The 24101-nt window shown below is 70.0% G+C and carries 20 protein-coding genes and 1 pseudogene; 10 read left to right on the plus strand and 11 right to left on the minus strand.

Annotated features, from left to right (window positions below; all coding sequences use genetic code 11):
- Window positions 1-13: 13 nt before the first annotated feature.
- The 5 genes from B9Y95_RS20735 to B9Y95_RS20740 all read right to left on the minus strand — a co-directional run bounded on the left by B9Y95_RS20735 (window position 14) and on the right by B9Y95_RS20740 (window position 6587).
- On the minus strand, window positions 14-1447 hold the full coding sequence (locus B9Y95_RS20735; protein ID WP_085513394.1) for a DUF5719 family protein: 1434 nt from the start codon (window positions 1445-1447) through the stop codon (window positions 14-16).
- On the minus strand, window positions 1437-4799 hold the full coding sequence (locus tag B9Y95_RS16290) for a glycosyltransferase (protein WP_085513396.1): 3363 nt from the start codon (window positions 4797-4799) through the stop codon (window positions 1437-1439). Before B9Y95_RS16290 ends, B9Y95_RS20735 begins: the two co-directional genes overlap by 11 nt.
- Window positions 4800-4910: 111 nt before the next feature.
- Window positions 4911-5240, minus strand: a complete 330-nt coding sequence (locus tag B9Y95_RS16295; RefSeq protein ID WP_079002812.1) for a WhiB family transcriptional regulator — start codon at window positions 5238-5240, stop codon at window positions 4911-4913.
- A 186-nt stretch (window positions 5241-5426) separates the two neighbouring features.
- Window positions 5427-6389 (minus strand): UDP-glucose 4-epimerase GalE, encoded by a 963-nt coding sequence (gene galE, locus B9Y95_RS16300; RefSeq protein WP_085513398.1) that lies wholly within the window; start codon window positions 6387-6389, stop codon window positions 5427-5429.
- Between the two features lie 54 nt (window positions 6390-6443).
- Window positions 6444-6587: a hypothetical protein gene (locus tag B9Y95_RS20740; protein ID WP_159453434.1), complete on the minus strand. Its 144-nt coding sequence runs from the start codon at window positions 6585-6587 to the stop codon at window positions 6444-6446.
- Window positions 6588-6680: 93 nt separating this feature from the next.
- Between B9Y95_RS20740 and B9Y95_RS16305 the strand changes: the two genes are divergently transcribed.
- Window positions 6681-7661 carry a GlxA family transcriptional regulator gene (locus B9Y95_RS16305; protein WP_085513400.1) on the plus strand — a complete coding sequence of 327 codons (981 nt, stop codon included), beginning with the start codon at window positions 6681-6683 and terminating at the stop codon, window positions 7659-7661.
- 31 nt (window positions 7662-7692) lie between these two features.
- Here the strand turns inward: B9Y95_RS16305 and manA are convergent, their stop codons facing one another.
- The gene (manA, locus tag B9Y95_RS16310; protein WP_085513401.1) at window positions 7693-8892 is read right to left on the minus strand and encodes a mannose-6-phosphate isomerase, class I; all 1200 of its coding nucleotides are present in this window, start codon (window positions 8890-8892) and stop codon (window positions 7693-7695) included.
- Window positions 8893-9088: 196 nt separating this feature from the next.
- On the opposite strand from manA, the gene B9Y95_RS16315 reads away from it, so the two are divergent.
- Genes B9Y95_RS16315 through B9Y95_RS16325 form a run of 3 tightly spaced genes read left to right on the plus strand, consistent with a single transcriptional unit; the run spans window position 9089 to window position 13036 of the window.
- Window positions 9089-10267 carry an acyl-CoA dehydrogenase family protein gene (locus tag B9Y95_RS16315; protein WP_085513403.1) on the plus strand — a complete coding sequence of 393 codons (1179 nt, stop codon included), beginning with the start codon at window positions 9089-9091 and terminating at the stop codon, window positions 10265-10267.
- A 56-nt stretch (window positions 10268-10323) separates the two neighbouring features.
- The gene (locus B9Y95_RS16320; RefSeq protein ID WP_085513405.1) at window positions 10324-11751 is read left to right on the plus strand and encodes an O-antigen ligase family protein; all 1428 of its coding nucleotides are present in this window, start codon (window positions 10324-10326) and stop codon (window positions 11749-11751) included.
- A 7-nt stretch (window positions 11752-11758) separates the two neighbouring features.
- Window positions 11759-13036 carry an O-antigen ligase family protein gene (locus B9Y95_RS16325; protein WP_085513407.1) on the plus strand — a complete coding sequence of 426 codons (1278 nt, stop codon included), beginning with the start codon at window positions 11759-11761 and terminating at the stop codon, window positions 13034-13036.
- A 22-nt stretch (window positions 13037-13058) separates the two neighbouring features.
- Here B9Y95_RS16325 and B9Y95_RS16330 read toward each other — a convergent pair whose 3' ends face one another.
- Complete coding sequence (locus B9Y95_RS16330) at window positions 13059-14504, minus strand: sugar transferase (protein WP_159453435.1); 1446 nt, start codon at window positions 14502-14504, stop codon at window positions 13059-13061.
- A gap of 184 nt (window positions 14505-14688) precedes the next feature.
- On the opposite strand from B9Y95_RS16330, the gene B9Y95_RS16335 reads away from it, so the two are divergent.
- The gene (locus B9Y95_RS16335) at window positions 14689-15609 is read left to right on the plus strand and encodes a polysaccharide pyruvyl transferase family protein (RefSeq protein WP_085513411.1); all 921 of its coding nucleotides are present in this window, start codon (window positions 14689-14691) and stop codon (window positions 15607-15609) included.
- On the plus strand, window positions 15606-16946 hold the full coding sequence (locus B9Y95_RS20450) for a hypothetical protein (RefSeq protein ID WP_123539733.1): 1341 nt from the start codon (window positions 15606-15608) through the stop codon (window positions 16944-16946). Before B9Y95_RS16335 ends, B9Y95_RS20450 begins: the two co-directional genes overlap by 4 nt.
- Here B9Y95_RS20450 and B9Y95_RS16340 read toward each other — a convergent pair.
- Window positions 16832-17944: a glycosyltransferase family 4 protein gene (locus B9Y95_RS16340; RefSeq protein WP_085513414.1), complete on the minus strand. Its 1113-nt coding sequence runs from the start codon at window positions 17942-17944 to the stop codon at window positions 16832-16834. The genes B9Y95_RS20450 and B9Y95_RS16340 overlap by 115 nt on opposite strands.
- Window positions 17944-19065: a glycosyltransferase family 4 protein gene (locus tag B9Y95_RS16345; RefSeq protein ID WP_085513416.1), complete on the minus strand. Its 1122-nt coding sequence runs from the start codon at window positions 19063-19065 to the stop codon at window positions 17944-17946. The genes B9Y95_RS16340 and B9Y95_RS16345 overlap by 1 nt, the downstream gene beginning before the upstream one ends.
- Window positions 19066-19128: 63 nt before the next feature.
- On the opposite strand from B9Y95_RS16345, the gene B9Y95_RS16350 reads away from it, so the two are divergent.
- A complete protein-coding gene (locus B9Y95_RS16350; protein WP_085513419.1) occupies window positions 19129-19974 on the plus strand; it encodes a glycosyltransferase in 846 nt (281 codons plus the stop codon).
- 166 nt (window positions 19975-20140) lie between these two features.
- On the opposite strand, the pseudogene B9Y95_RS21200 reads toward B9Y95_RS16350, so the two are convergent.
- A pseudogene (locus tag B9Y95_RS21200) lies at window positions 20141-20380 on the minus strand (acyltransferase); the annotation flags it as partial.
- On the opposite strand from B9Y95_RS21200, the gene B9Y95_RS20750 reads away from it, so the two are divergent.
- Both B9Y95_RS20750 and B9Y95_RS16360 read left to right on the plus strand, forming a co-directional pair.
- Window positions 20315-20593: a hypothetical protein gene (locus tag B9Y95_RS20750; RefSeq protein WP_159453437.1), complete on the plus strand. Its 279-nt coding sequence runs from the start codon at window positions 20315-20317 to the stop codon at window positions 20591-20593. The pseudogene B9Y95_RS21200 and the gene B9Y95_RS20750 sit on opposite strands and share 66 nt — an antisense overlap.
- A 52-nt stretch (window positions 20594-20645) precedes the next feature.
- Complete coding sequence (locus B9Y95_RS16360) at window positions 20646-21926, plus strand: lipopolysaccharide biosynthesis protein (protein ID WP_085513421.1); 1281 nt, start codon at window positions 20646-20648, stop codon at window positions 21924-21926.
- On the opposite strand, the gene B9Y95_RS16365 is transcribed toward B9Y95_RS16360, so the two are convergent.
- Window positions 21923-22915 (minus strand): glycosyltransferase family 2 protein, encoded by a 993-nt coding sequence (locus tag B9Y95_RS16365; RefSeq protein ID WP_085513423.1) that lies wholly within the window; start codon window positions 22913-22915, stop codon window positions 21923-21925. The genes B9Y95_RS16360 and B9Y95_RS16365 overlap by 4 nt on opposite strands.
- 73 nt (window positions 22916-22988) lie before the next feature.
- Here B9Y95_RS16365 and B9Y95_RS16370 point away from each other — a divergent pair, with 73 nt between their 5' ends.
- Window positions 22989-24077, plus strand: coding sequence for a glycosyltransferase family 4 protein (locus tag B9Y95_RS16370; RefSeq protein ID WP_159453438.1), 1089 nt, complete (start codon window positions 22989-22991; stop codon window positions 24075-24077).
- Window positions 24078-24101 lie beyond the last annotated feature (24 nt).

Genomic DNA, 24101 nt, shown 5'->3' on the forward strand with positions numbered 1-24101 from the left:
GAGGCCACTGCGGTCAGCGCGGGTAGACGCTGATCGGCGCCGCCAGCGGGTTCGGCGGAGTGACCGGCAGCGACGTGAGCCGCCCCGCCGCAGCGAGACTGATCGAGGCGTGGAGGCCGTCGGCCCCGGCGAGGACGTAGCTCTGACCGGCGCCGACGCCGATGGTCACCGCCGCTCCGGCTCCGACCTTCGCCGTGGTCTCCTTGCCGTCAGCCCCCGTCAACGTGAGTTCGGCGTCGGAGCCAGACGGGTTGAAGACGTGGAGCTTCTGCCCCGGCCCGGTGGGGACCGTGAAGGCCGCGGTGTCGTCGAGTGCGGGCGTCGCTCCGAACCAGGCGAAGTCCTCGAGCGTGTCACCGCGCGAGTTCGTCCTGGCCGCGGCGACCACCGGTCGGGTCGAGGTGACCTCCAACGAGAACTCGCCGGCCGGGAGTTCGGCCAGGGCGATCTCACCGGGAACGCCCGGCTGGATGGTCGCGTCGATGACGATCGGCTCGTCCTTCGCGTTCTCACGAGTCGCAGTGATCACGACGTCCGCTGCCTCGGATCCCGGCGCGAACAGTCTGAGGGCCGTGGCCCGGTCGTCGACGGACGCGGTGTCGGAGCTCGCCCCTGCGGCCGCCGGGGCAGTGACGACGACGCCCGGGATCACGAGATCGGTCGAGGGCGACGCGGTCGGCCCCTGGACCTCGACACCGCCCGGGGTGAGCACGCGTACCGTGCTCTGCTGGAGCGCGGCCACCACCTGGCCGCCCTCGCTCGTCACATGCACGACCGGGGTCGGCTCGTTGGGTGCGAGGCCGGTGAGGGCGATCACCCGCTGCGTACCGGTGGCGACGACGATCCCGGCGGCACCCGGGGCGTCGATCCGTCCGGCGGCACCGAAGACCTGGAGGGTCACGTTGGCGTCGACGGCCGACGGATTGCTCAGGAGGATCAGGGTGGTACGACCGATGTCGCTCGAACCACCGACGAGCCAGCTCTCGGCCGACGCCGGCGTGCAGGCGGCGGCCGCCAGACCGGCGACCTCGGCCTCAGCGGCGATCTGCGACTGCGCGCCGCTCAGCGGCGTCACCGTCCCGTCAGTCGCGCCGGGGACGGTGATCACGGTGGGTCCGCCGTCCGCCCCGCCGCTCGTGTTGTCGGGTGCGGTGAGCTCACTCGTCGTGGGCGTCACCCCGTTCGCTCCGAAGTCGACCCTTGCCGGGCCGAAGGAGCCGGCTGCCGTGGCGGCCGTCGCGTCCTGGGCCAGGGCGAGCAGCGGCCCCGGGCACACGACCGACTGGTCGCCGGCCACCGGGGTGACTCGGATGTCCTGAGGGGCGATCTCGACCGTCGGGAGGGGCAGTTGCCCGGCCGCTGCGATCGTGACCGCAGCGATCCCGATCCCGACGAGGCCAGTGACGATCCGGCCGGAGGTGATGGCGACTCCGCGCTTACTGGGCATGCGGCTGCTCCGTTCCCGGGGTGTCCCGGCGGGTGGTGTCGGGATCCGGCGTCGTCTCGGTCGAGTCGGTCGGATCCGGATCGGGAACGGCGGCATCGCGCGCGGCGACCGCCGGATCGTCGGGGACCTGGTCGGCTGGGGTGTTCGTGTCCGCGTCGGCGGCTGGCGTCGACCCGGTCACGTCGCGGTCCGCGTCGACGACGTCGTCGGCGACCGACTCGGTTCCATCGCGAGCGACGGTGTCGTCGGCCGACGCGGCGTCGGCGGTCGACGCAGGGTCATCGCCCGACACGGCGTCATCGGCTGCTTCGGCCTGCACCGCCACGGGAGCGGGCTCCCCGGCGGAGGTCTGCCCCCGACGCCACCAGCGCGGCTTGGACGGGCGGCTCGATGCGTCGGCGGTGGTGGCCGGCTCGGATCCCGCCGCCTCGTCGTCGAGATCGGCGGTCGGTCTTTCGTCGTCGTAGGTGCCGGCCGCGTCGTCGTCGATCACCGCGACCGTGGCTCCGGACGCGGCCGCCTTGCGGGCGGCGCGGCCCTTCAGCTTCGGTGGCTTCCGAGACCCCGCACGGTAACCGTCGCGCGACGCACCGTTGGGGATGCTCAGCAGCAGGGTGATGAGGAACACGACGGCCAGGCCGACACCGATCAGGGTGCCCAACAGGTTGGACTTGGGGAGCTCGGGACCCGTCCCGACATCCGCGACGGTGCGCCAGAGCGTCCCGCTCGTCGTGTCGCCCACCGCGACCAGCGCGGCGTTGGCGTCGAGCGCACTCGCAGCGCGACCGGCGGTCTGTCCCACCACCGTCTGCTCCTCACCGTCGGCGACCGGCGACAGCAGCACGAATGCGATGCTGTGCTCGACGAGGGTCTTCGTCGGGTCCAGTCCGCTCTGCGACGCGAGGTTGCCGGCGAGTTCGGCGACGACGCGGTCGTCCGAGGAGATCCCGGGGGCTGTCTGGGCGATGGTGGACTGACCGTCCAGGGTCTCCCCCTGCCCACGGATGACGACCGCGGTGATCGATCCGTCGTCACCGGGCGTGATCACGAGGGTCCCGAGCCGTGGATCGGTCTGCGTCGCGGCGGTCACGTATGCGGGCAGCTGGCGACCGGAACTCTCGCGGACCACCGAGGTGCCGAGCGGCTGGGCGAGGGCGAGCGGGACGGCGATCACCGCGGCGGCGAGGACCATGACGAGCGCAGGAATCGCCCTGAACCTCGGGATGCGGTCGAGGCCGAGCGTCGCAGCGCCCAGGATGCCGAGCCAGTACAGGCTGATCGCGGCGCCGGCCCAGACGGGCACGGACGTTCCACCGGCGGAGGCGAGGAGGAGGTGCGTGGCGAGCACGGCCGAGACGAGGCCGAGGAACGCCGCGATCAGCAACGGGATGGCCCGACGGGAGCCAGGGAGGAACAATGCCACCAGCGCGACGATCGCGAGCGGCGCGAGCAACGCCGGTACCACGATGGCCGGAGCCGCACCCGGCAGCCCCAGCGCTGCACCGAGCTGGCTCCACCCGCCCAGGCTGCCTGCCGGGAAGCCGAGGGACAGCTGCCAGCCTGACGCCGCCGTCGCGGGCGTCGCGACACCCGGGTCGGCGAGGAGCCCGAGCCAGTTGGCGCGGTGGATCCCTTGCTGCCAGATGAGCGGGGCGAACAGTGCGAGGGCGGGGATCGGGACGAGTGCGACCCTGGCCACGCCCCGACCGGCGAAGACCATCGCCACGACCCAGATGACGAGCAACGCCGGGGCGAGGGACGGCGAACTCGCGACGATCGCGGCGAACAGGAAGGCGCTCGTGCCGGCTGCGGCCCAGGATCGGGACGCGACCACACCCGCATAGAAGAGCCAGGGCAGGAGCAGGTGGACGATGACCGCCGCTGGTCGGCCCTCGGCCAGCGCGGTCAGGAGCGTCGGGGCGAGCGCCCAGAGCAACGCGGCGACCGCGCGCGGACCGCTGCGCTCCGTGAGCCTCGTGGCAGCGAACCAGGCGCCAAGGGCGGAGAGTGGCAGTGCGAGCAGGAAGAGCAGCACCAGGGAGAACGAGGGCTGCCAGAAGGTGATCGTCCCGAGCACCGCGAGCACGGCGCTGAACGGATCGGCGGCACCGACGAAACCGAGACCGACGTCGCGCCACCCGAAGCCGATGTGCTGCCAGAGGTCGCCCACCGTCGCCGACAGCGGGAGGAGCCCTCCGCCTGTGAGGTAGGTGGCTCCGAGCAGCGGCACGAGGATCGCCGCACCGATGACCGCGGTGGCGAGGACGACCCAAGCACCCCCGCCGGAGAAGAAGTGGAGGTCGCGCTCCTCGCCGATGAAGCCGATCTGCGTCGCCTCCCGCGCGAGCGCGCGCTTGCGCCGCACCTCGTCGAGTCGCATCCGCAACCCCGCGATACTGGACCAGCCCAACGTCCGGTTCTTCGCGAGTTGGCGGCGCGCGTTCCCGACCTTCATCCCGGAGAACGCGACGGCGAACGCCGCCGACAGTTCGCCGAACACGAGCTCGGGCTGTTTCTTCACGAAGTGACCGATGACGCGCAGGATCGCGAGGGGCACGAGACTGAGCCAGTGCACGGGGACCATGATCCCGGGCGCATAGACGAGACGACGGTGGAGCTGCGCTGCGCGGGCTTGGCGATGCCGACGACGACGTGCGCCGAGCCGGTTCGACCACGAGGGCCCCGCGATCCCTTCACCGGCGGAGGCGACCCGTGCCGTCGGAACGACCGCGACGAGATAGCCCGCGAGGCGGGTCCTGATGCAGAAGTCGAGGGCGTCGTCCGCCACGAGGGCCTGGTCGAAGCCGCCCAGCTGGTCCCACAGCTGATGACGCACGAGCATGCCGGCCGGGCCGACCGCCATCACGTCGTTCATCGTGTCGTGCTGCGCCTGGTCGAGTTCGTCCTCGACCACCGGGACCGCCGCGCCGAGAGTGGTGATCGTCTCGCCGTAGCGACGGAGGAACGACGCGTCGTCCCAGTCGAGGATCTTCGGGCCTGCCACACCGACGGACGGCGAGACCTCGAGGGCACCCAACAGGGCGGCGAGCGCCGTCGGCTCGGGAGCCGTGTCCTCGGAGAGCAACCAGAGCATCTGCTCGGCGTCCTCCGGTTGGTCGGTGACGCGGACGCCCGCGGCGACGGCCTGCGCGAAGCTGAGGTCCTCGGTCGAGGTCACGACCTTCGTGCCGGGGACGCGACCGAGTTCCTCGATCGTCGCCTCGCTCCCGCGTATGGCGACGGCGATGACCCCGTCCGCCGGACGGGTCTGGGCACGGAGGGCGTCGAGCGTGCGTGCGAGCGGCTCTGAGCCGTCGCGCACCACGAGAATCGCCGTTACTCGGGGAGACATCGGATTCAGACTAAGCGGGTCCGGCGAGAAGACCGGGAACCGAGCGGGCGCGCCCCGAATCGGGGGCGTTCGGGTGAGCCGACAGCAGTACGGTCAGCGTACGGCAAAGCGTCAGACGGCGCGTTTGCGCAGTTTGCGTCGCTCTCGCTCGGAGAGGCCGCCCCAGATGCCGAAGCGCTCATCGTTCGCGAGCGCGTACTCGAGGCACTGCGACTTGACGTCGCAGCTGGTGCAGATCCGCTTCGCGTCGCGAGTGGATCCACCCTTCTCGGGGAAGAACGCCTCGGGGTCGGTCTGAGCACACAGGGCGTCGGTCTGCCAGGAGAGCTGGGTGTCGTCTTCGCCCTCCGCAGCGGGCTGACGGACGCCGGGGACTCCGAGATTGACCGGATCGACGAACCAGTCGTCGGGTACTCCGGCACGATACTCAGGAATCGCCATACCGTCTCCCCACCTAGTCGTACCCTGCGCCACGCGGCGCGATACATAATTACACCCTTGTAGTTATGGTCGAGTCAAGTCGCACATCGTAAAGCCTCAATCACGAGGTGAGGGTTCGCGACGCGCCGGGCGTGACCCGAACTGGGTGTCGGGGCCTGTCGGGGCGGATCGTGCGGCCGCGCGACGTCAGTCGGCGGCGCGCCTCGCCCGCCACGCGCTCTCCACCATCTGGCGCAGATCGTGTCGCATCCGCCAGTCGAGATCGCGAGCTGCGAGCGCGCCGGACGCGACGATCCGTGCGGGATCGCCCGCCCTCCGCGGCATGATCTCGGGGGTGAAGTCGATCCCGGTCACGTCTGCCATCGCGGTCATGATCTCGCCGACGCTCGACCCGTCCCCACTCCCGAGGTTGTAGGCCGCCTCGAGGGACTCATGCGCATCGAGCCGTTTCGCTGCGGCGACGTGCGCGGCCGCGAGATCCGCGACGTGCAGGTAGTCGCGGACGCAGGTGCCGTCCGGCGTCGGGTAGTCGTCGCCGTTGATGCGGGGGGTGCGTCCGGCGAGGAGTGCGTCGAAGACGAGCGGGAAGAGGTTGTGCGGGCTCGTGTCGTAGACCTCGTCCGTCCCGGAGCCGACGACGTTGAAGTACCGCAGCGAGGTGTGGCGCAGCCCGGTGGCGACGCCCTGGTCGCGGAGCAGCCACTCGCCGATGAGCTTGGACTCGCCGTAGGGCGACTCAGGGGCCTTCGGGGTGTCCTCGGTGACGAGGTCGACGTCCGTGGTCCCGTAGACCGCGGCGCTCGACGAGAAGACGATGCGCTCCACCCGGTGTTCCTCCATCGCAGCGAGCAGCATCGCGGTGGCCGTGACGTTCTGGGCGTAGGTGTGGAGCGGGCGCTGCACGGAGACACCCGCGTACTTGTACCCGGCGACGTGGACGACGCCGCTCAGCTCGAACTCGGAGAAGGTGCGCTCCAGGACCGAACCGTCGAGCAGGGTCCCTCGGACGAACGGCACTCCGGCGGGGACGAAGCGCTCGTGTCCGCTCGACAGGTCGTCGAGGACGACGACGTCGATCCCCTCCGCCTGGAAGGCCCGAACCACATGGGCTCCGATGTATCCGGCTCCGCCCGTCACCAGCCACGCCACGATGCTTCCTCCAGGGAGTCCTCCGCCTGCCCTGCTGCAGACGGAGTGACCAGACTACTGGAGGCGCGTGCGCCGTGCGGCGGGACGGCTGGGGACGCGGCGATAGCCGTCGGTCAGGACGGCACGGACGGTCGCGGCGGAGGCGCCGACCGCGACGATGACGATGATGAGGCCGACGACGAGTGCGATGATGGACATGTCTGAAACTCTAGGAATGGCGAAAAACTGCCACCAGTGGCAGGATGTACGCAAAGCAGCACATTCCTGTCAAATCGATCATCCGGAGGTCCCATGCTGTCGAAGGTCGCCTTGCTCGCCATTCCGGGGCTCCAGCCGTTCGAGTTCAGCGTCGTCTGCGAGGTCTTCGGCATCGACCGGTCGGACCAGGGCGGTCCTGCCTTCGACCTCCGCATCGTCACGAAGGACCCCGGTCCGGTCCGGATGAACCTGAGCGACGACGGTGCGCGGGGCTTCGACATGATCGTCGACGACGACCTGTCCTTCGCGGCCGAGGCGGACCTCGTGGTGATCACGGGTCGTGGTGGAGCGCGTGGCGGAGCGGTCGACGAGGCCTACCTCGACGTCCTCCGAGCGGCTGAGGCGCGGGGCGCCTGGGTCCTCAGCGTGTGCAGTGGGTCGTTCGTCCTCGGTCAGGCGGGGCTGCTCGACGGTCGGCGCAGCACGACCCACTGGATGTACACCAGCGAGCAGCAGACGATGTTCCCGGGCACCACCGTCGACCCCGACGTGCTGTTCGTCGAGGACCGCAAGGTCATCACGGGCGCGGGAACCGCTGCCGGCATCGACGCGTGTCTGCACCTCGTACGACAGGAGTACGGCGCGGCGAGCGCCAACGTCATCGCCCGCCGGATGGTCGTCCCGCCACAGCGCGACGGCGGTCAGGCGCAGTACGTCCTCTCCCCCGTCGCGGCGCAGCAGTGCGAGTCGCTCGCCCCGGTCGTCGACTGGATGCTCGACCACCTCGCCGAGGACCTGCCCATCGGGCGTCTCGCACGGCAGGCGCACATGTCCGAGCGGACCTTCGCACGCCGCTTCCGCTCGGAACTCGGCAGCACGCCGGCCGCCTGGTTGAACCGGCAACGTCTCTTCCGAGCGCAGGAGATGCTCGAACGTACCGACCACGGTGTCGAGCGGATCGCGGCGGACACCGGGTTCGGCACCGCAGCCGTCCTCCGTCACCACTTCGACCGCGTCCTCGGCACCACGCCCGCCGCCTACCGGCGGAGTTTCGGGGTGCGGGAGAGCGCCTGAGCTGGGTGGACCGGACCACCCGCCCGGGCGATCAGGCCTGGGTGGTCGCCAAAAAGAGGGTCCCGGTCCCGGAGAAGCGCAGCTCCGCCTCATCGGGCGTGATGAACGCGTAGCCACCTCGACCGAGCTCGATGGACGAGGTGGCTCCGGCGAGCCGCACCGAACCGTCGGTCACGATGGCGATGCCGGGTCCGGGCAGCCGGAACGAGGGATCCCGCTCGGACGGCTCGGCGGGCAGATCCACCCGCAACAGCTCGAAGTCCGGCACGTCCGGGACGAAGAGGCTGAATCCCCCGCCCAGGTCCGTCGGGGTCAGCCAGGGCACCGGCCGCGGCTCGAACTCCAGGACCTCGAGCAACTCGGGCACGTCCACGTGCTTCGGCGTGAGCCCACCGCGCAGGACGTTGTCACTCGCGGCCATGAGCTCGACGCCGATGCCGCGGAGGTAGGCGTGGATGTTGCCTGCAGGGAGATACAGCGCCTCCCCCGCTCGCAACGTGACGAGGTTGAGAAGGAGGGCGACCGCGATGCCGGGATCACCCGGATACCCCTCCGCGAGCCGTCCGACCAGGGCCCGCTCGGCGTCGAATGCACCCGAACCAGGAGCCGCGGCGGACGCGACGAGAGCGTCGAGCAGCCCGCCGGGGAGCTGTTCGAGCAGGATCCGCACGGTGTCGCGGAGCCCGTCGGGGGCGGCCAGCATCCCGCGGAGCATGGAGATGCGCGCTGCCGCAGCCGGATCGGGTGCCGAGGCCACCAGCTCGACGAGCAGCGCATCGGTCGCGGCGAGCTCGCGGAACCCGCAGAGCGCCTCGAAGCCGTCCCGGAGCGCGACGATGAGTTCCGGCTTGTGGAGCGCGTCCTTGTAGTTGCGGTGCGGAGCGTCGAGCGGCACACCTCGCGCGTTCTCGGCGGCGAAGCCCGCGGCGGCCCGGTCCAGGTCGGGGTGGGCCTGCAGCGAGAGCGGATGGGCCGCTGCGAGGACCTTGAGGAGGAACGGCAGCGAGCCGCGCCCGCCGAGCGCGGCGGGATCGGCGGCGAGCCAACGTTCGAGGTCGGCGTATCCCCCCACCGTCGAGGGATCCGCGATCGCCGTCGGGGCCCCGGGGTGTGCGCCGAGCCAGAGTTCCGCCTCCGGACGTCCTGAGGGCTCGGACCCGAGCACCTCCGCGATCGCCGTCGACGACCCCCACGCGTAGTCACGGGGAGTGGCACGGAGCGGCACGAACATGGTGGGGCCCTTTCGACGGACGAGGGTGACGCGCCAGCCGGACCCTGGGGCCGCTTGGCGTCGTCCTACAAGCCGTGCGACGCGGTCGACCGGCACCGTGCACCAAACTACCAAGCCGTTGTCCGCGCCGAGCACACCTGCCTAGGCTGGCCGAGACGCCGATCCGGCGCCAGCGGACGCAATGGAGCAACGGACCATGATCTTCGAACCCCTCGCCAGCGACTTCTACGGCTTCGAGAGCCTCCTGACGGCTCCCGAGCAGGAGGCCATCGCCCGCCTCCGAGCCTGGGCCGAGACCGAGGCGAAGCCGATCGTGAACGAGTACTGGGAGCGGGCCGAGTTCCCGAAGCACCTCATCACCCCGCTCCTCGAGCTCGATGTCGCCCGGTGGGCCTGGCCGGAGACGACGCCGTTCGAGAACAGCGCCGTGTTCCGCGGCCTCGCCTCGATGGAGCTCTCCCGGATCGACGCGTCGATCTCCACCTTCGTCGGGGTGCAGGACGGTCTCACCATGGGGTCGATCAGCGAGTGCGGCTCCCAGGAGCAGCAGGACGAGTGGCTTCCGAAACTCGCCTCGGGCGAGGTCCTCGGGGCTTTCGGTCTCACCGAGCCGCAGTCGGGGTCGGACAGTGCACAGGGGCTCCGCACCACAGCAACCAGGGACGGCGACGAATGGATCCTGTCCGGCTCGAAACGGTGGATCGGCAACGCGACCTTCAGCGACATCACGATCATCTGGGCGAAGGACACCGCCGACGGTCAGGTGAAGGGCTTCATCGTGCCGACCGACTCCCCCGGCTACTCCGCGACCAAGATCGAGGGCAAGATCAGCCTGCGCATGGTGCAGAACGCCGACATCACCCTCGAAGACGTCCGGGTCCCCGAGCGCCTCCGACTGCAGCACGCGAACTCCTTCCGCGACACGGCGAAGGTGCTGCGACTCACGCGCGCGGGCGTCGCCTGGTCGAGTGTCGGCGTCGCCGTCGGCGCGTACGAGGCGGCGGTCGCCTACGCCAAGGAGCGCGTACAGTTCGGTAAGCCGATCGCGGGCCATCAGCTGATCCAGGACCTCCTCTCGAAGTGCCTCGGGAACATCACGGCATCGATGGCGATGTGCGTCCGGGTCTCGCAGATGCTCGACGAGGGCACCCAGCGCGACGAGCACTCGGCGCTCGCCAAGGCGTTCTGCACCGCGCGCATGCGCGAGACGGTCGCCTGGGCACGGGAGATCATGGGCGGGAACGGCATCGTGCTGGACTACCACGCCGCACGGTTCTTCGCCGATGCCGAAGCCCTCTACAGCTACGAGGGCACGCGGGAGATGAACGCGCTCATCGTCGGGCGGGCCATCACCGGCACCGCGGCGTTCGTCTGACCACCGCGCGGGACCAGGGCCAGGGTGGCGGCCGCAGCCGCTACCCTGGGGGCACGATGCTGTCCACCGAACCCGCCCCGCCCCACCCACCGGCAGCGCTGACGACACGCGCACTCGTCGTCAGGCACGTCGCCGTGTTCGCGACGTTCGCGGTGCTCGCCGGGACGTTCTGGACGAACCTCTTCACCATCTGGGGCTACACGGCGGTGGCGCTCGTCTCAGGTGGCGCCGCGCTCGCGTGCCTGATGGCCGTCCGCCCGAACTGGCGGCGCACCAGGGTGCCATGGTCACTCGTCGGCTACGGGGTACTGTCGGTCGTGTCGCTCGCCTGGTCCGCCTACCCCAGCGGCACGGCCGCGACCCTGCTCGGTGCGGGGCTGTGCACCATCCTCGGGATGACCCTCGCCGGCTGTTTCTCCTGGCCCGAGGTCATCCGGGTCCTCGGACGTGCCGTGACGTGGGTGCTGTCACTCTCCCTCGTCTTCGAGTTCGTCGTCGCGGCGATCATCCGCCACCCGGTGCTGCCGAACTTCTACGCCGGTGACGCGGCGGACCCGCCCCTGCTCGACTACTGGTCGCGGGACCTCCTGTTCTCCGGAGGGCGCATCCAGGGCATCTCGGGGAACGCCAACCTCCTCGCCGTGGTGGCGCTGCTCGGGATCATCGTCTTCGGGCTCCGGCTGGCGGCACGGCGCGACGAGCCCGGCGCAGCCACGCTGATCGGCCCGGAGCGTCGCTGGACCCTGCTCATCCGACTCGGTCTCTCCGTCGTGATGTTCCTCCTGAGCTTCTCGACCACCATCCTGCTCGCCGCCGTGGTGACGGCGGTGGTGCTGGCAGCTGCACTCGCCATCCGCCGGGCACCTCGCCCGGAGGCGAGGACACCGGTGTACCTCGGCTTCCTCGGCATCGGGGTCGTCGGCGCGGTGGGAGCGGTCGTCTTCCGGACGCAACTCCTCGGCCTCCTCGGGAAGAGCCCGGACCTCACCGGTCGACTCGACATCTGGGCGACCGTCTGGCGCCTCATCGAACAGCGGCCGGTCTTCGGTTGGGGCTTCTCGAGCCCGTGGGCACCGTGGGAGCCGCTTTTCACCGACCTCGTCATCCGACGCGGCGTCCGCCAGCTCCAGGCGCACAACGCCTGGCTCGACGTCTGGTTCCAACTCGGCGTCGTCGGCCTCGTGCTCTTCGCCGCGGTCGTCCTGTCCATGTTGACCCGCACCTGGTTCCTGGCCGTCGACCGCCCACGCGTCGACCTCGACGCACACCGGCCGTACACGGCACTCTCGCTCGCCCCGGTCCTCATCGCGGTCTCCCTCGTCGTGCAGTCCGTCGCGGAGAGCAGGCTGCTCATCGAGTCCGGGTGGGTGCTCCTCGTGCTCCTCGTCGTGAAGACGAAGCAGGAACCCGCCTGGCCGATCCCCGCCGTCGCAGCCTCGTCCGACCTCGCACCCGCGACCCGCCGCGACGTCGTCGGCGGATGAGCGCGGCGTGAGACCGGCGGACTTCGACGCGTTCTCCACCGCAGCGCGCGTCCTGTCATCCGCGCCGCTGGCCGCCGCGTTCGCCGCCATCGCCGTCGCAACCGCCTTCGGCGAACATCTCATTACCAGTCTGATCGGTGTCCCCGGCTTCAGTGCGATGCTCGTGGGTCTCGCGACAATCGGTACGGGCATCCTCCTCGCCCGCCTACCCATCATCGAATGGCGGGGCCTCCTGCCGATCTCGGTCCTGCTCTTCCTCGCGTGGAGCGCGGTGTCGGTGGTGTGGAGCGCCACGCCGCTCGCGACCGTGCCTGCCGTCGGTGGCCAGCTCGCATGGGCGTTCATCGCGATCGTGATCGCGCTGACGCGCGACACCATCCAGATCGTCCGGGCGACGGGGAGCGCGTTCCGCGCCCTGCTCGGCACGTCTCTCGCGCTCGAGGTGTTGAGCGGCGTCCTCATCGACACCCCGTTGCCGTTCCTCGGGATCAGCGGGAACCTCGCCTTCGGCGGTCCGCTGGAGGGGGTCTTCGGAACCCGGAGCGCCCTCGGGATCGCGGCCCTGCTCGGTCTCGTCACCTTCGTCGTCGAATGGCGGACCCGTTCCGTGCGTCACGGGGTGACGATCGGTTCCATCGCGCTCGCCGCCGGCCTCATCCTCGGCACGCGCTCGCCGAGCATCGCGCTCCTCGCCGCGGCCCTCGGCATCGCGACCGCCGTGCTCTACGTCTTCCGGCAACTCCGACCGGAACCTCGCCGCACCTGGCAGTTCGTCCTCCTCGCCGTCCTCGCGCTCGTCGGCCTCATCGGGTACCTGTTCCGATCCGAGGTGTTCCGCGCCCTCGGTCTCGGGCTCGAGATCGAGCAGCGCTACGCACTCTGGCAGGAGACCCTGCGACGCCTGGCCCCGAGCGAGCTCAACGGCTGGGGCTGGACGGGCGGCTGGGTCTCCGATGCGGTCCCGTACCGGTTCATCGACGCGAGCCTCGGCCGCACGAACGACTCGGCGCTGAACGCCTACCTGGACGTGTACCTGCAGCTCGGACTGATCGGGCTCGCCCTGTTCCTGCTCCTCGCCGGTCTGGCCCTCGTCCGGACCTGGCTGATCGCGACCAACCGGCGCAGCGTCGTGCACGTCTGGGCTGCGCTCATCGTCGTGACCCTGCTCGCATCAGGCGCTGCCGAGAGCAGCCTGCTGCTGAGCGGCGGCTGGCTGCTCCTCGTCGTCTGCGCCGTCATCGGTGCCGGCGGGCTGAGCTGGCGGCGCAAGCTCCCGGAACGCTGAACCCGGCCCGCGCGGCGCCGGATCACCGTGCATCGGTTCCGGGGGCGACGACCGCTCGCACCGTCTGCACGAGGATCTTCAGATCGACCGCGGCCGACCAGTTCTCCACGTAGTACAGGTCGAGATCGACCGAGTCGTCCCAGGAGAGGTTGGACCGCCCACTGACCTGCCAGAGTCCGCTCATACCCGGCTTGGCCAGCAGCCGTCGCTGGGCGAGCAGGTCGTACCGTTCGACCTCCCACCCCCGGTGAGGCCGCGGGCCGACGAGGCTCATCGAACCGCCCAGCACGTTCAACAACTGCGGCAGCTCGTCCAGCGAGTACTTCCGGAGGATCCGTCCAACGGGTGTCACGAGTGGGTTGTCCTGCGTCTTCGTGAGCAGTTCGTCAGCATGCTGCTGCACCGCCAGAGCGGCCCCGGCGTCGGCTTCGGCGGCCATCGAGCGGAACTTGAGGATCCGGAACGGGCGCCCGCGCAAGCCGATGCGCTCCTGCCGATACAGCACGGTCCCCCGGCTCGTCGTCTTCACCGCCACCGCGACAGCGAGCATCACCGGCGCCAGGACCACGAGCAGCGTCGCGGAACCGAGGATGTCGAACGTCCGCTTCGCCGCCATCTTCCCACCGGACATCTCGAGGTGGTCGACGTGGATGAGTGGGATGCCGGCCACCGCTTGCAGATACAGGCGCATCGGAGCCACACCGGTGAGCGTCGGGGCGATGATGAACTTCACCCCGCGCTCGCTCAAGTCCCAGCCGACGCGTCGGAGCTCTACCGGGGTGAGTTCGTCGGGCCCGACGAGGATCACCGTGTCCGCTTGGACCTCCTCGGCGGCATCGACGATCGAGGGTCTCCCGGTGAGCACGGGGGCACCCACGATGCGGTCGTCGTCGACGATGCCCGGGGTCGCGACACCGACCACCAGATGTCCTGCCCAGTCGCCGCGGCGCATGCGTTCAGCGACGTGTGCCGCGTGATCCCGATCGCCCACGAGCAACGTGCGGTAGAGGAGCGCGCTGCCTCGACGCCGTGCACGCAGGTGCCTGCGAGCGCCCCAGCGGACCGCCAGCAGGAGGGCGACCCCGAGCGGCATGGCCGTGAGCAGGAACCCGCGTCCGATCTCGAGCTTGAAGAGGTACGACGCCATCGCCATCGCGCCGAAGACCGTCGTCGTCACGACCACGACCCGCCGGTACGGAGTCCAACCGTCCGCCAGGACCCGAGGGTGTCGCGACCGGGCCGCAGCCAGCGGCGCCCACCACCCGACGGCGAGCGCGAGGGTGACCGCCGGGTAGCCGACGTCGAGGCGTCCGAGCGGCCCCACGACCTCCACGGACCCGCGCCAGTACGCGTCCCACCACAGGAGCTGGGTCACGCTGAGCGCCAGCGTGACGGCCAGGAGGTCGAGGACGAGGACCATGCGCGAGCACCGTCGTTCCCAGCAGCGGCGGGCTTCGACGAAGGGCATGACGGTGGCCTCCCTGGGGATGTTCTGGTGTGCATCGGATCGAGCCTCGGCGCGCACGGGTCGCGGTGGGCGAGGTTGATCGCCGGAGTGCGAGACGCCCAGCGACAATCGAGCATAATGTATTCGACCAACTGAAGTATCCGATTCCAGAGCAACGCTCGGTGTCGATCCGAACGGAGCACCCATGCCCTACCTCGAGACCATGCGACGGCGCGCCGAAGCCTCCTTCGTCGAGCTGCATCGCGGCGTGACCGAACTCCACTACACACAGTTCCCCGATCACCGGAACTCGGGCGACTCGGCCATCGCGCTCGGACAGTCCAGGTTCTGGAAGGACCACGGCATCGCGGTCCGAACCACGTCGAGCGCCGGAAGCATGCCGGAGCGCGTCCGCGACTCCTCGATCCCGGTCGTCATCCAGGGCGGCGGCAACCTCGGCGGCCTCTATCCGGTGTTGAGCGATGCCCGCTACGAGCTCGCCGAACGCCTACCCGCCGACACATTGCTCATCCAAGCCCCTCAATCGGTCGTGTTCCCGACGGAGGCCGACCGTCGCGCGTTCTCCCGACGCTTCGCCACCCGCCCCAGGCTGCGGGTCGCCGTCCGAGATCAGGCCTCCTTCGACCTCCTCCACGACGAGGTCGAGGACCTCAGCCTCTCACCGGACGCCGTGCACCTCCTCGGCCCGATCTGCGCGCCCGAACCGACGCAGCGACGCATCGTCATCGCTCGGACGGACGAGGAGACCACGGGAGGACTCGTCGGCACCGAGAGCGCCGATTGGCCCCGTGACCCCGTGGACCTCCGCGCGCACGAGTGGCTCGGCTGGCGGGCTGCGAAGCATCCAGCCCTGAAGCCCCTCATGGAGCGGGACCACGCAGCGTGGATGCGGCGGGCCGAGCGTCGCTTCGGTGCAGCAGTCCGACTGATCGCGCGCGGCGAGGTGGTCATCACCGATCGCCTCCACGCCATGCTGATCGGGTTGCAGATGGGCCGGCGCGTGATCGCCATCGACAACAACAATCGGAAGCTGTCCAATTACGCGGAGACCTGGTTCGGCGACCTCCAGCCGACGTTGAGCTTCGAGCACACGCTCCGCCAGTGACGTCCGACGAGCCAGCCTCCTCACACCTGACCCGACGGGACGCGGCCAGGGCCCGCGCGGACGCCAGCGCCCTCCGGGCCGAGCGCCGTCGTCAGCTGGCCCGATGGACGCCCGGTGTCGGCAGACGTGAGCGTGACCGCCTGCTCGTGGGCGGTCCGCTCATCGTGGTCGTCTCGCTCCTCGCCCTCGCCTGGGTCGCCGCCGACCAACCAGGACTGCCCGGGCACTTCGCGAACGACGAGGGCACGATCATCAGCGTGAACCGGGGGACGTTCACCGAGGCCGACTCGTCGTTCCAGCTCATCGCCGCGGTCTACCGCTGGATGGGCCTGGCCGAACGACCGACGCTCGCCGCCCTCATCGGCGTCACGAGTTACCTGCTCGTCCTGACCGCTGCGCTCTCGCACGCCAGGCTGGCAGCGGCCGAGTGGCTGGACTGGGCCATCATCATCTGCTGCGTCGCGCTCGCCGCCGTCTACCACGGCGGTTACACGAAGGACCTCCTGACCGTCGGCGCAGTGCTCGCCATCATCGCCCACCGTGGACGAGGTCTGCTGGCCGAGCTGGTGCCGGTGGCCGCGATGCTGCTCTACGCCGAGGGCTTCCGCACCTACTGGTTCCTCGTGGCAGGACTCTACCTGGCACTCCGCCTCGCGCTGCGGGCGCGGCGCGGCTGGACAGCCACCCTGGCGGTCGTCATCGTGCTCTACGCCGGGCTGTCCGTGGTCTTCCCGCTGATCGTCGGCGTCGACCTCGACCACTTCCGCCTCACGGTGAACGAATACCGCAGTGCGGAATCGGTCAACACGCTGATCGTGCAGTTCTTCCCCGGCGCCGGCCCCGTGTCCGGGTTCGTCAACAGTGTCCTCACCTTCGGCTCGTTCATCATCCCGATTCCGCTGATGCTCCGCGGCGGGGCCATCTACCTCGTCGTGGCGCTCGTCCTCCTCAGCGTCTGGGGAACGCTCATCGCCCTGATCCGGTCGGCGAGGCTCCGAGCACCCCGCGGCGCGTCGGTCCTGACACCGTTCCAGAACCGGTTGTTCGCGGCGATCATCGCGTTCTTGATCGTGCAGTCGATCTTCGAGCCGGACTACGGGTCGTTCCTGCGGCATCTCACACCGATGCTGATCGTCGCCGTGTGCCTCATCCTGAGCCTGCGGCCTCGGGCGACGGCGGCCTCGACCCGGCGGGGGCCGACCCCCGCGGCGTCCCGCACGGGTCAGCGACGGACGAGCACGACGGATGCTGCCGCGACGCGCACGTCTGCCGCGACGCGCGCCCACGAGAACGGACCCGCCGCAGCGAGGATCCCCGCCGCGGAGAGCGCCCGGTAACGAACGGCATCGGTGAGGATCTGCTCCAGCGCATCGGCGAGTGCGGTCGACGTCACCGCCGTGGCCACGATGCCCGAACCTGACGCGATCGCCTGCTCGGCCAGCCCACCGACCGGGGTCACGACGGAGGGCACCCCGAGCGCCATCGCGTAGGCGAGCACACCCGACTGACTGGCCTCGGTGTACGGCAACAGGGCGACATCGAATCCGCCGACCACCTGCCCGATCTCCTCCTGGCCGACCCATCGGTTCTCGAGTTCGTCGTCCTCGTGTCGCAGGAGCGAGAGAGCGTCGTCGGTCCCGGACCCGACGACCCGCAACCGGACCCGGATCCCGCGGCGGCGCAGTTCAGCGATCGCATCCACGCCCAAACCGAGTCCCTTGTACGCGGACAGGCGACCGAAGCATCCGACGACCGGAACACCCTCCCGGTGCGTCGACCGGACCACGGCACGGCCCGCGTCGACACGGTACGCGGCATGGACGGTCTCGTGGACGCGGTCCGCGCGGAACTCACCACGGGACGTGAGTGCTTCGGCGACCGGCGCGGAGAAGACGATCGCTCCGTCCGCCGCCCGACGCTCGGCACGACGCAGGAGGTGCTCGAGCCGCGAGAAGTCCCCGGGGTGCATGGTCGCGTCATGGACGCAGAGCAGACTCCGACGACCGCCGAAGCGGAACACGGGCGCGACCACTCCCTGCCAGAGCTGCTCCATGGCGATGACGACGACGTCGATGCGATGTCGCCGGAGGAACCGGTCCAGCCGGAGCGCCGCCCAGAGGAGGCGTGGGAGGCCGAGCACCGCGCCGCGCTTGTCGCGATACGTGCGGATCGTGAAGGACGGCACACCGAGGGCGACGAACCGCTCCGCCACCTCGGCGTCGAGGGAATAGGACACGACGACATCGCAGCCGTCCTCCTGAAGCGCCTGAGCCAGTTCCTGGGCGAAGAGCGGGCCTCCCCCGGTCCGACCCCACTGCACGACCGCGACGCGCATCAGGCCACCTGCGGTATCCGGTACGCCTCGGCGAGGGCCGCCCGTTGGCGGGCCGGGGTGTGATCCTTGAGGCGTTCCGACCAGCGGGAGACGTTCCGCTCCGCCCAGGCGGCGAACGCCTTCGGTCCGGCCAGCCGACTGGCGACCATCGCCTCGAGCCCGCCCTCGAGTGTGAGGGCGTCCGGGACCACTCCGAACGCGGCGATCGGCCGGACGAGCGTCGGCACGCCGGCCTGCACGGCTTCCAGAACGGCGAGGGGAAAGCCCTCCCACGCGGCGGTGTGGAGGTAGACGTCACTCTGGACGAGGCGCGAGCCCACCTCGGCGTGCGGGATCCAACCGGTGACGTCGACGCCAGCCGCCTCCAGCCGGGTGGCGTCCTCGACGCGGCCGCCGCCCATCCACACGGGAGCCACCTCGACCCCACTCGCCCGGATCGACGCGATGGCTTCGGCGAACCGCATCGGATCCTTCTGTGGAGCGATCCGTCCGAGACTCGCGACCCGCAGCGGCCGATGCAGATCCAGGTCGTTCCGACGAGCACCGGGAGGCGGAACCGCGACCACGTTCGGCACGTGGACCACCCGTGGCCGCAACGGTCCGCGCCGTTCCGCCGCTGCTGCTTCGCCCTCGGAACAGGCGGCGATCGTCTCGACGTTGAAGGACAGCAACCATTCGACGGCGCGGAACGTGCGGCGGCTCCAGACGGAGAGGTCGGCACGCTCGAACGCGTAACAGTGCGGGGTGTAGACGATGCGGGTCCGTGGCGAGCTGCGCAGGGCGACCCGCGCGTACGCACCGGCGAAACTCGAGTGGGCGTGCACGATGTCGGCCCCGATACGACGCCGCGCCCTCCGGATCGCGAGCACCGCCCCCACCCGGCTTCGTCCGAGCCGGTCGACGGACGCGAAGCGCTCGACGAGCGCCTCGTCGAGCGTGGCCCCATCCGGGACCTGGGCGAGCAGATGGTGCTCGACTCCCGCCGGGGCGTTCCGGACGTATGCGTCGATGGCGACCGGAATACCTCCCGCGTAGCAGTCGGTGACGTGGAGAACGGTCGCGGTCGCCGCCGAGGTGACGAGCGGCGTGCGCGACGAATCAGCGGGATCGTCGTATCTCATATGTTGAATATTAGTCGGTCGGTTCGATAGGTTGTCACCACCCGTTCCCACCCCTGGAGGCCTGTGTATTCGATCGTCATCCCGTGCCGGAACGGCTCGGCCACCCTCGCGGACCAGCTCGAAGCGCTCCTCGCGCAACAGCACGCCGCGGACGTCGAGATCATCGTCGCCGACAACGGTTCGACCGACGGGACGGCCGAGCTGGTGCGCCGATTCATCGAGCGGGACGAGCGCATCCGACTCGTCGACGCCGGAGGCAGGCCAGGCATCAACCACGCACGCAACGTCGGCATCCTGGCCTCTCGAGGGACCGCTGTGCTGCTCTGCGACGCCGACGACGTCGTCCGACCAGGGTGGGTCGAGGCGCACGTGCGCGCGTTCGAGCTGGGCGCGGACTGTGTGGGCGGGCCGCTCCGACGGGTCCTCCCGAACGGCACGACCGACGGTACGCAGGAGGCGGTCAGCACGCTGCACCGATTCCATCCGTGGCCGCCGGGCGCGAACTGCGGCGTCAGACGCGACGTCTTCGACCGGATCGGCGGATTCGACGAATCACTCCGGGGAGGAGGCGATGAGACCGACTTCTTCTGGCGCGCCGCGGAAGCGGGCCACCCGACGACCGCGGTCCCCGAAGCCCTGGTCGAGTATCGCTTGCGCGAGAACCTCCGGGCGGTGTCACGGCAGTTCTTCGCCTACGGCCGAGGGACGGTCCGACTGTTCCGCCGACACCGTTCGCGAGGCATGCCACGATCCGTCGGCTGGGATCTGCCGGCGGTCATCGCCGTCGGAGTCCTGCAGATCGTGTCGGCGCGCCCAGGAAGCATCCGGCGCCGCCGAGGCGTCGAACGACTGGCGTCGCGAGCCGGGCGCCTGGTCGAGAGCGTGCGTTCGAGGACGTGGTACCTGTGACGAGCTGCGTCCGCAGCATGCAGCGGTCGGCTCCGGGCGTCACCACCACCAGACCTTGTTCCGCCTCGCGTCGAGGCGGTAGGCGTCGACCTTCGGGCGTTCGGCGATGATGCGGGCCGGAACCCCACTCACCATGGTCCATGGCGGCCACATCCTTCGTGACGACCGCCCCGGCCGCGACGACCGCCCCCTCCCCGACAGACACCCCCGGGCGGATGATCGACCTGGCGCTGATCCAGGCGCGGTCGCCGATCCGCACCGGAGCCGACACGTACGCGAAGTCAGGCGAGCGGATGTCGTGTTGGGCGGTCCAGATCTGTGCGCCACTCTTGATGCTCACATGGGATCCGACCGAGAGCCCACCGCGCGCATCCAGGGTCACATCTTCGGCGTTGAAGCAGTCCACTCTGAGGACGAGTCGACGGGCGACACGGACCTGGAGTCCGTGGTGGATCGCACACCCAGCACCGATCGCCGCGCCCAGACGCGCAGCGCGATGATGCACAGCCAGTTGCTCGGCACCATCGAGGCCAACCGCAGCACGACCGCCTCGATCGACCCGACGATGAGACCCAGTCGTTTGCGCATCATGTTTCGTCCCCACTCACACGTCCAATGAAGATACTGACATATCACCGACGGTCGCAGGACCCACACGAACGGGTCGTGCCGTGATCCGCCTCGCGTGGTCGGTGCTCGAGCGGGTCCTGCCGCGCGCGGCGTCGGCGCTCATCATGCTCGTCTTGGCCGCGAGGCTCGCGCCGTCCGTCGTCGGCATCTACGCCTGGATGGTCCTGGCGCTCACCCTCGTCCAGACCATCGGCGACACAGCAGCTCGGCAGACCGCCGTCGTCCACGCCGGGACCGCCTCCGGAGCGCTCTTCATCGGCCGCTTCCGGGTGTGGTCCGCCGTCATCGGAGGTGCCCTGCTCGCGGTCGTCGTCGTGGCGCTCCTCCTCACACAGGCGGCGCAGGACCGGTGGCAGGTACTCGCCCTCGCACCGTTCGTCTTCGTCCCCGCCGCGTCGGCCGCCGGCATCGATGCCCTGGTCAGACTGCAGCGATCGGCGCGCTGGAAGGACATCGCCTCGAATCAGGCATGGTCGTCGACCTGCTCGCTCCTGTGCAGCGTGCCGACATTGCTCGTGACGGAGTCGCTCCTCGCGAGTGCGCTGCAGGCGCTGCTCGCCGAAGCGGGGTTCGCCATCCTCAACCGTCGACGCGCGGCGCGACTGGAACGTCCAGCAGACACCGGGACGCGACGCCCAGAGCTGACCGGAGGCGTGTTCCGCGACTACCTGCACACGGCGCTGTTCTCGCTCCTCGGTTGGGGACAGGGGCAGACCGACCGCCTCTCGATCGGGGCTCTCGCCGGCGGGGCACGCCTGGGTCAATATTCGTTCGCCATGTCGCTGTCACGGAGCATCGGCGACGCTGCGGCCCTGGCTGCGATCAACGTCCTCCGGCCGGTCCTCGCCGAAGCGGCGCGTGACGGCCGGGGGTCCGAGATCGTCGCGGTCACGGAGGCTTCGCTCCGACGGTCACTGGCCCTGACGGTCGTGGCCGCCGTTGCGACGACCATCGGGGTGCACCTGTTCGTGGCTCCGTTCCTCGCGGACGACTGGAATCCCGCCCTCGCGCTCGTCCCCGTCCTCGCCCTGTCGGTCGCCCCCTCGGTCGTCGCGTGGTCGGTCACGGCGGTCCTCCAAGCTGAGAGCCGGATGCGCTGGGCGAGTCCGATCAAGGCGGTCGGCGTGCTGCTGTCCCTCCCGGTCGGCGTCGTCGCCCTCACCGACCTGCAGCTCGCGGCTTGGCTCGTGAACGCCCGGGAACTCATCGTGATGGCGCTGCTCCTCCTCGCCGCTCGCCACCGAGCCCCGTGGCGGGGTGGCCTCCTCGCCCTCTGCGTCGTCCTGGTCGGCGCGGCCGTCTGGTATCTGACCCGAGGCTAGGCCGGCTGCAGCAGATCCCTCACGATGTCCAGCGCCCCCTGGCTCGCATACCGCTGGTACTCGCCGCGGGGAGCACGCAGCAGGACGGGGAGGATCCGTCGCCACCGGGTACGAGGGAGATCGGCCCGGAACCGCTCGAAGGCCGCTTTGGCGACGACGGCCGAGGGATCGGCGCGCGGCGCGGGCTCACGGGCATCGTCGAGCCAGGACGCGAGACCGGCGACGCGATCCGCGATGTCGCGGTTGCGCTGGCGCCCCGGCTGCATCAGCCTGGAGATCTTGTACGCCAGTGTCGGCTCGACGATCCCGATCTGATTCGCACCGTGCTGCCGGTAGTCGACGAGCGGCTCGTCCAGCAGCTCGATCGGGCCGCGCGATGCGGCCACGATCGCCAACCACTCGTCGTGCACCCACGGCGATGGGAACGGCGCGCCCGCGTCGAAGACCTCACGCCGGAGCATCGCGGTCGCACCGGTGACCAGGTTGCGGCGCAGCAGCACGCCGAAGGCGTCACCAGCTCGGATCCCGTCGCGTTCGTGCGGGCCGATCGACAGCGACGCGAAGAGCGTGGTGCCGAGGGACACCCCGTCGGCTCCGACGAGCCGGGCGTCCGAGCACACCATCTGCAGCTCCGGACGCGCGTCGAAGGCGGCCAAGGCACGCTCGACGCGGTCGAGCCGCCACACGTCGTCCTGATCGGAGAGGACGATCAGGCTCCCCGTGGTCGCGCGGATCGCCCCCTCGAAGTTCTTCGTCACGCCGAGTGGACTCGGATTCCGCAGGACGCGTACCGGTACGGGCGACTCCGTGGCGAAGCGCTCGACGATGGCGGATGTCCCGTCAGTCGAACCGTCGTCGCTCACCACGATCTCGCCCGGGAGCACGGTCTGCGCGAGCATGCTGTCCAACTGCTCTTCGAGGAACACGGCGCCGTTGTAGGTGCACAGGGCGACGGAGACACGTCCGTCGACTGCTGCTGTTGCTGGCATGGACCCGCCCCTCACCGCTCATCGGACCGCGGACCAGCCTATCCCGACCGCCCCACTGGTATCCTCGTGCCTTATGCCCCGCGTAGCCGTCGACCTCCTCTCCTACACCGGAACGAAAGGCGGTATGGAGACATATGCTCGCGAGCTGTACCGCGAGATAGGCCGACTGGGCAGTGAATTCGAGTTCGTCGGACTCGCCAGCAAAGAGGGGTACCAGCTCGACCGTTCCTGGTTCCCCGGGAACATGATCGACACCGGCATCAGCGGCGAGAACCGCTTCCGGTGGGCGGTCGGCGAGCTCTGGTCGATCGGTCGCATCGCGAAGCGTCACCGTGCGGATCTGTTGCACTGCCCGGCTCTACTCGGTCCCGCCCGGAGCAGCATGCCCACCGTGATCTCCATGCACGACATGCTCTACTGGAGCCAGCCGCAGATGATGAGCACCCCGGCGTTCACGGAACCCGTGAAGTTCATGGAGCGCCTCGGTGCACGGAACGCCAGCCGGATGATCACCATCAGCGAGGTGTCCCGGCGCGAGATCATCACCTACCTCGGCTTCCCCGCCGACCGCATCGTCCTCATCCCCCTCGCCGGCACCGCCCTGCCGATGGGCGAACGACGACCGGACAAGGAGCACCCCTTCATCCTGGCGACGGGCAACCGGCGCCCGCACAAGAACTGGGCTGGCCTCATCAGGGCGTTGCCGCTCGTGGACGAGGCGATCCGCCCTCGAGTGGTCATCACCGGCAGCCACGGTGAGGACCCCTTGCGCGCCGTCGTCGACGAGGTCGGCATGCACGACTGGGTCGAGCTGCGATCCTGGTTGACCAGCGAGGAACTCGGTCACCTGTATGAGACCGCCACCGCGCTCGCCATGCCGTCGTTCCACGACGGCTTCAGTCTGCCCGCGCTCGAGGCCATGATGGCCGGGCTCCCCGTGCTCATCTCCGACATCCCCGTGTACCGGGAGGTCGCCGGCGATGCGGCCGAGTACTTCGATCCCCATTCGCTCGAGTCGATCGCCACTGCGATGACGACGGCGGTCAGTGACCCCGCACGGATGGCCGAACTCGCCGATCAGGGCAGGGAACGCGCCAAGCAGTTCTCCTGGGAACGGGTTGCGACACGCACGCTCGAGACCTTCCGGACCACACTCGCCTGACACGGCCGCGGCTGGACGACGGGC

The organism is Plantibacter flavus, assembly GCF_900177615.1.
Classification (GTDB): Bacteria; Actinomycetota; Actinomycetes; order Actinomycetales; family Microbacteriaceae; genus Plantibacter; species Plantibacter flavus.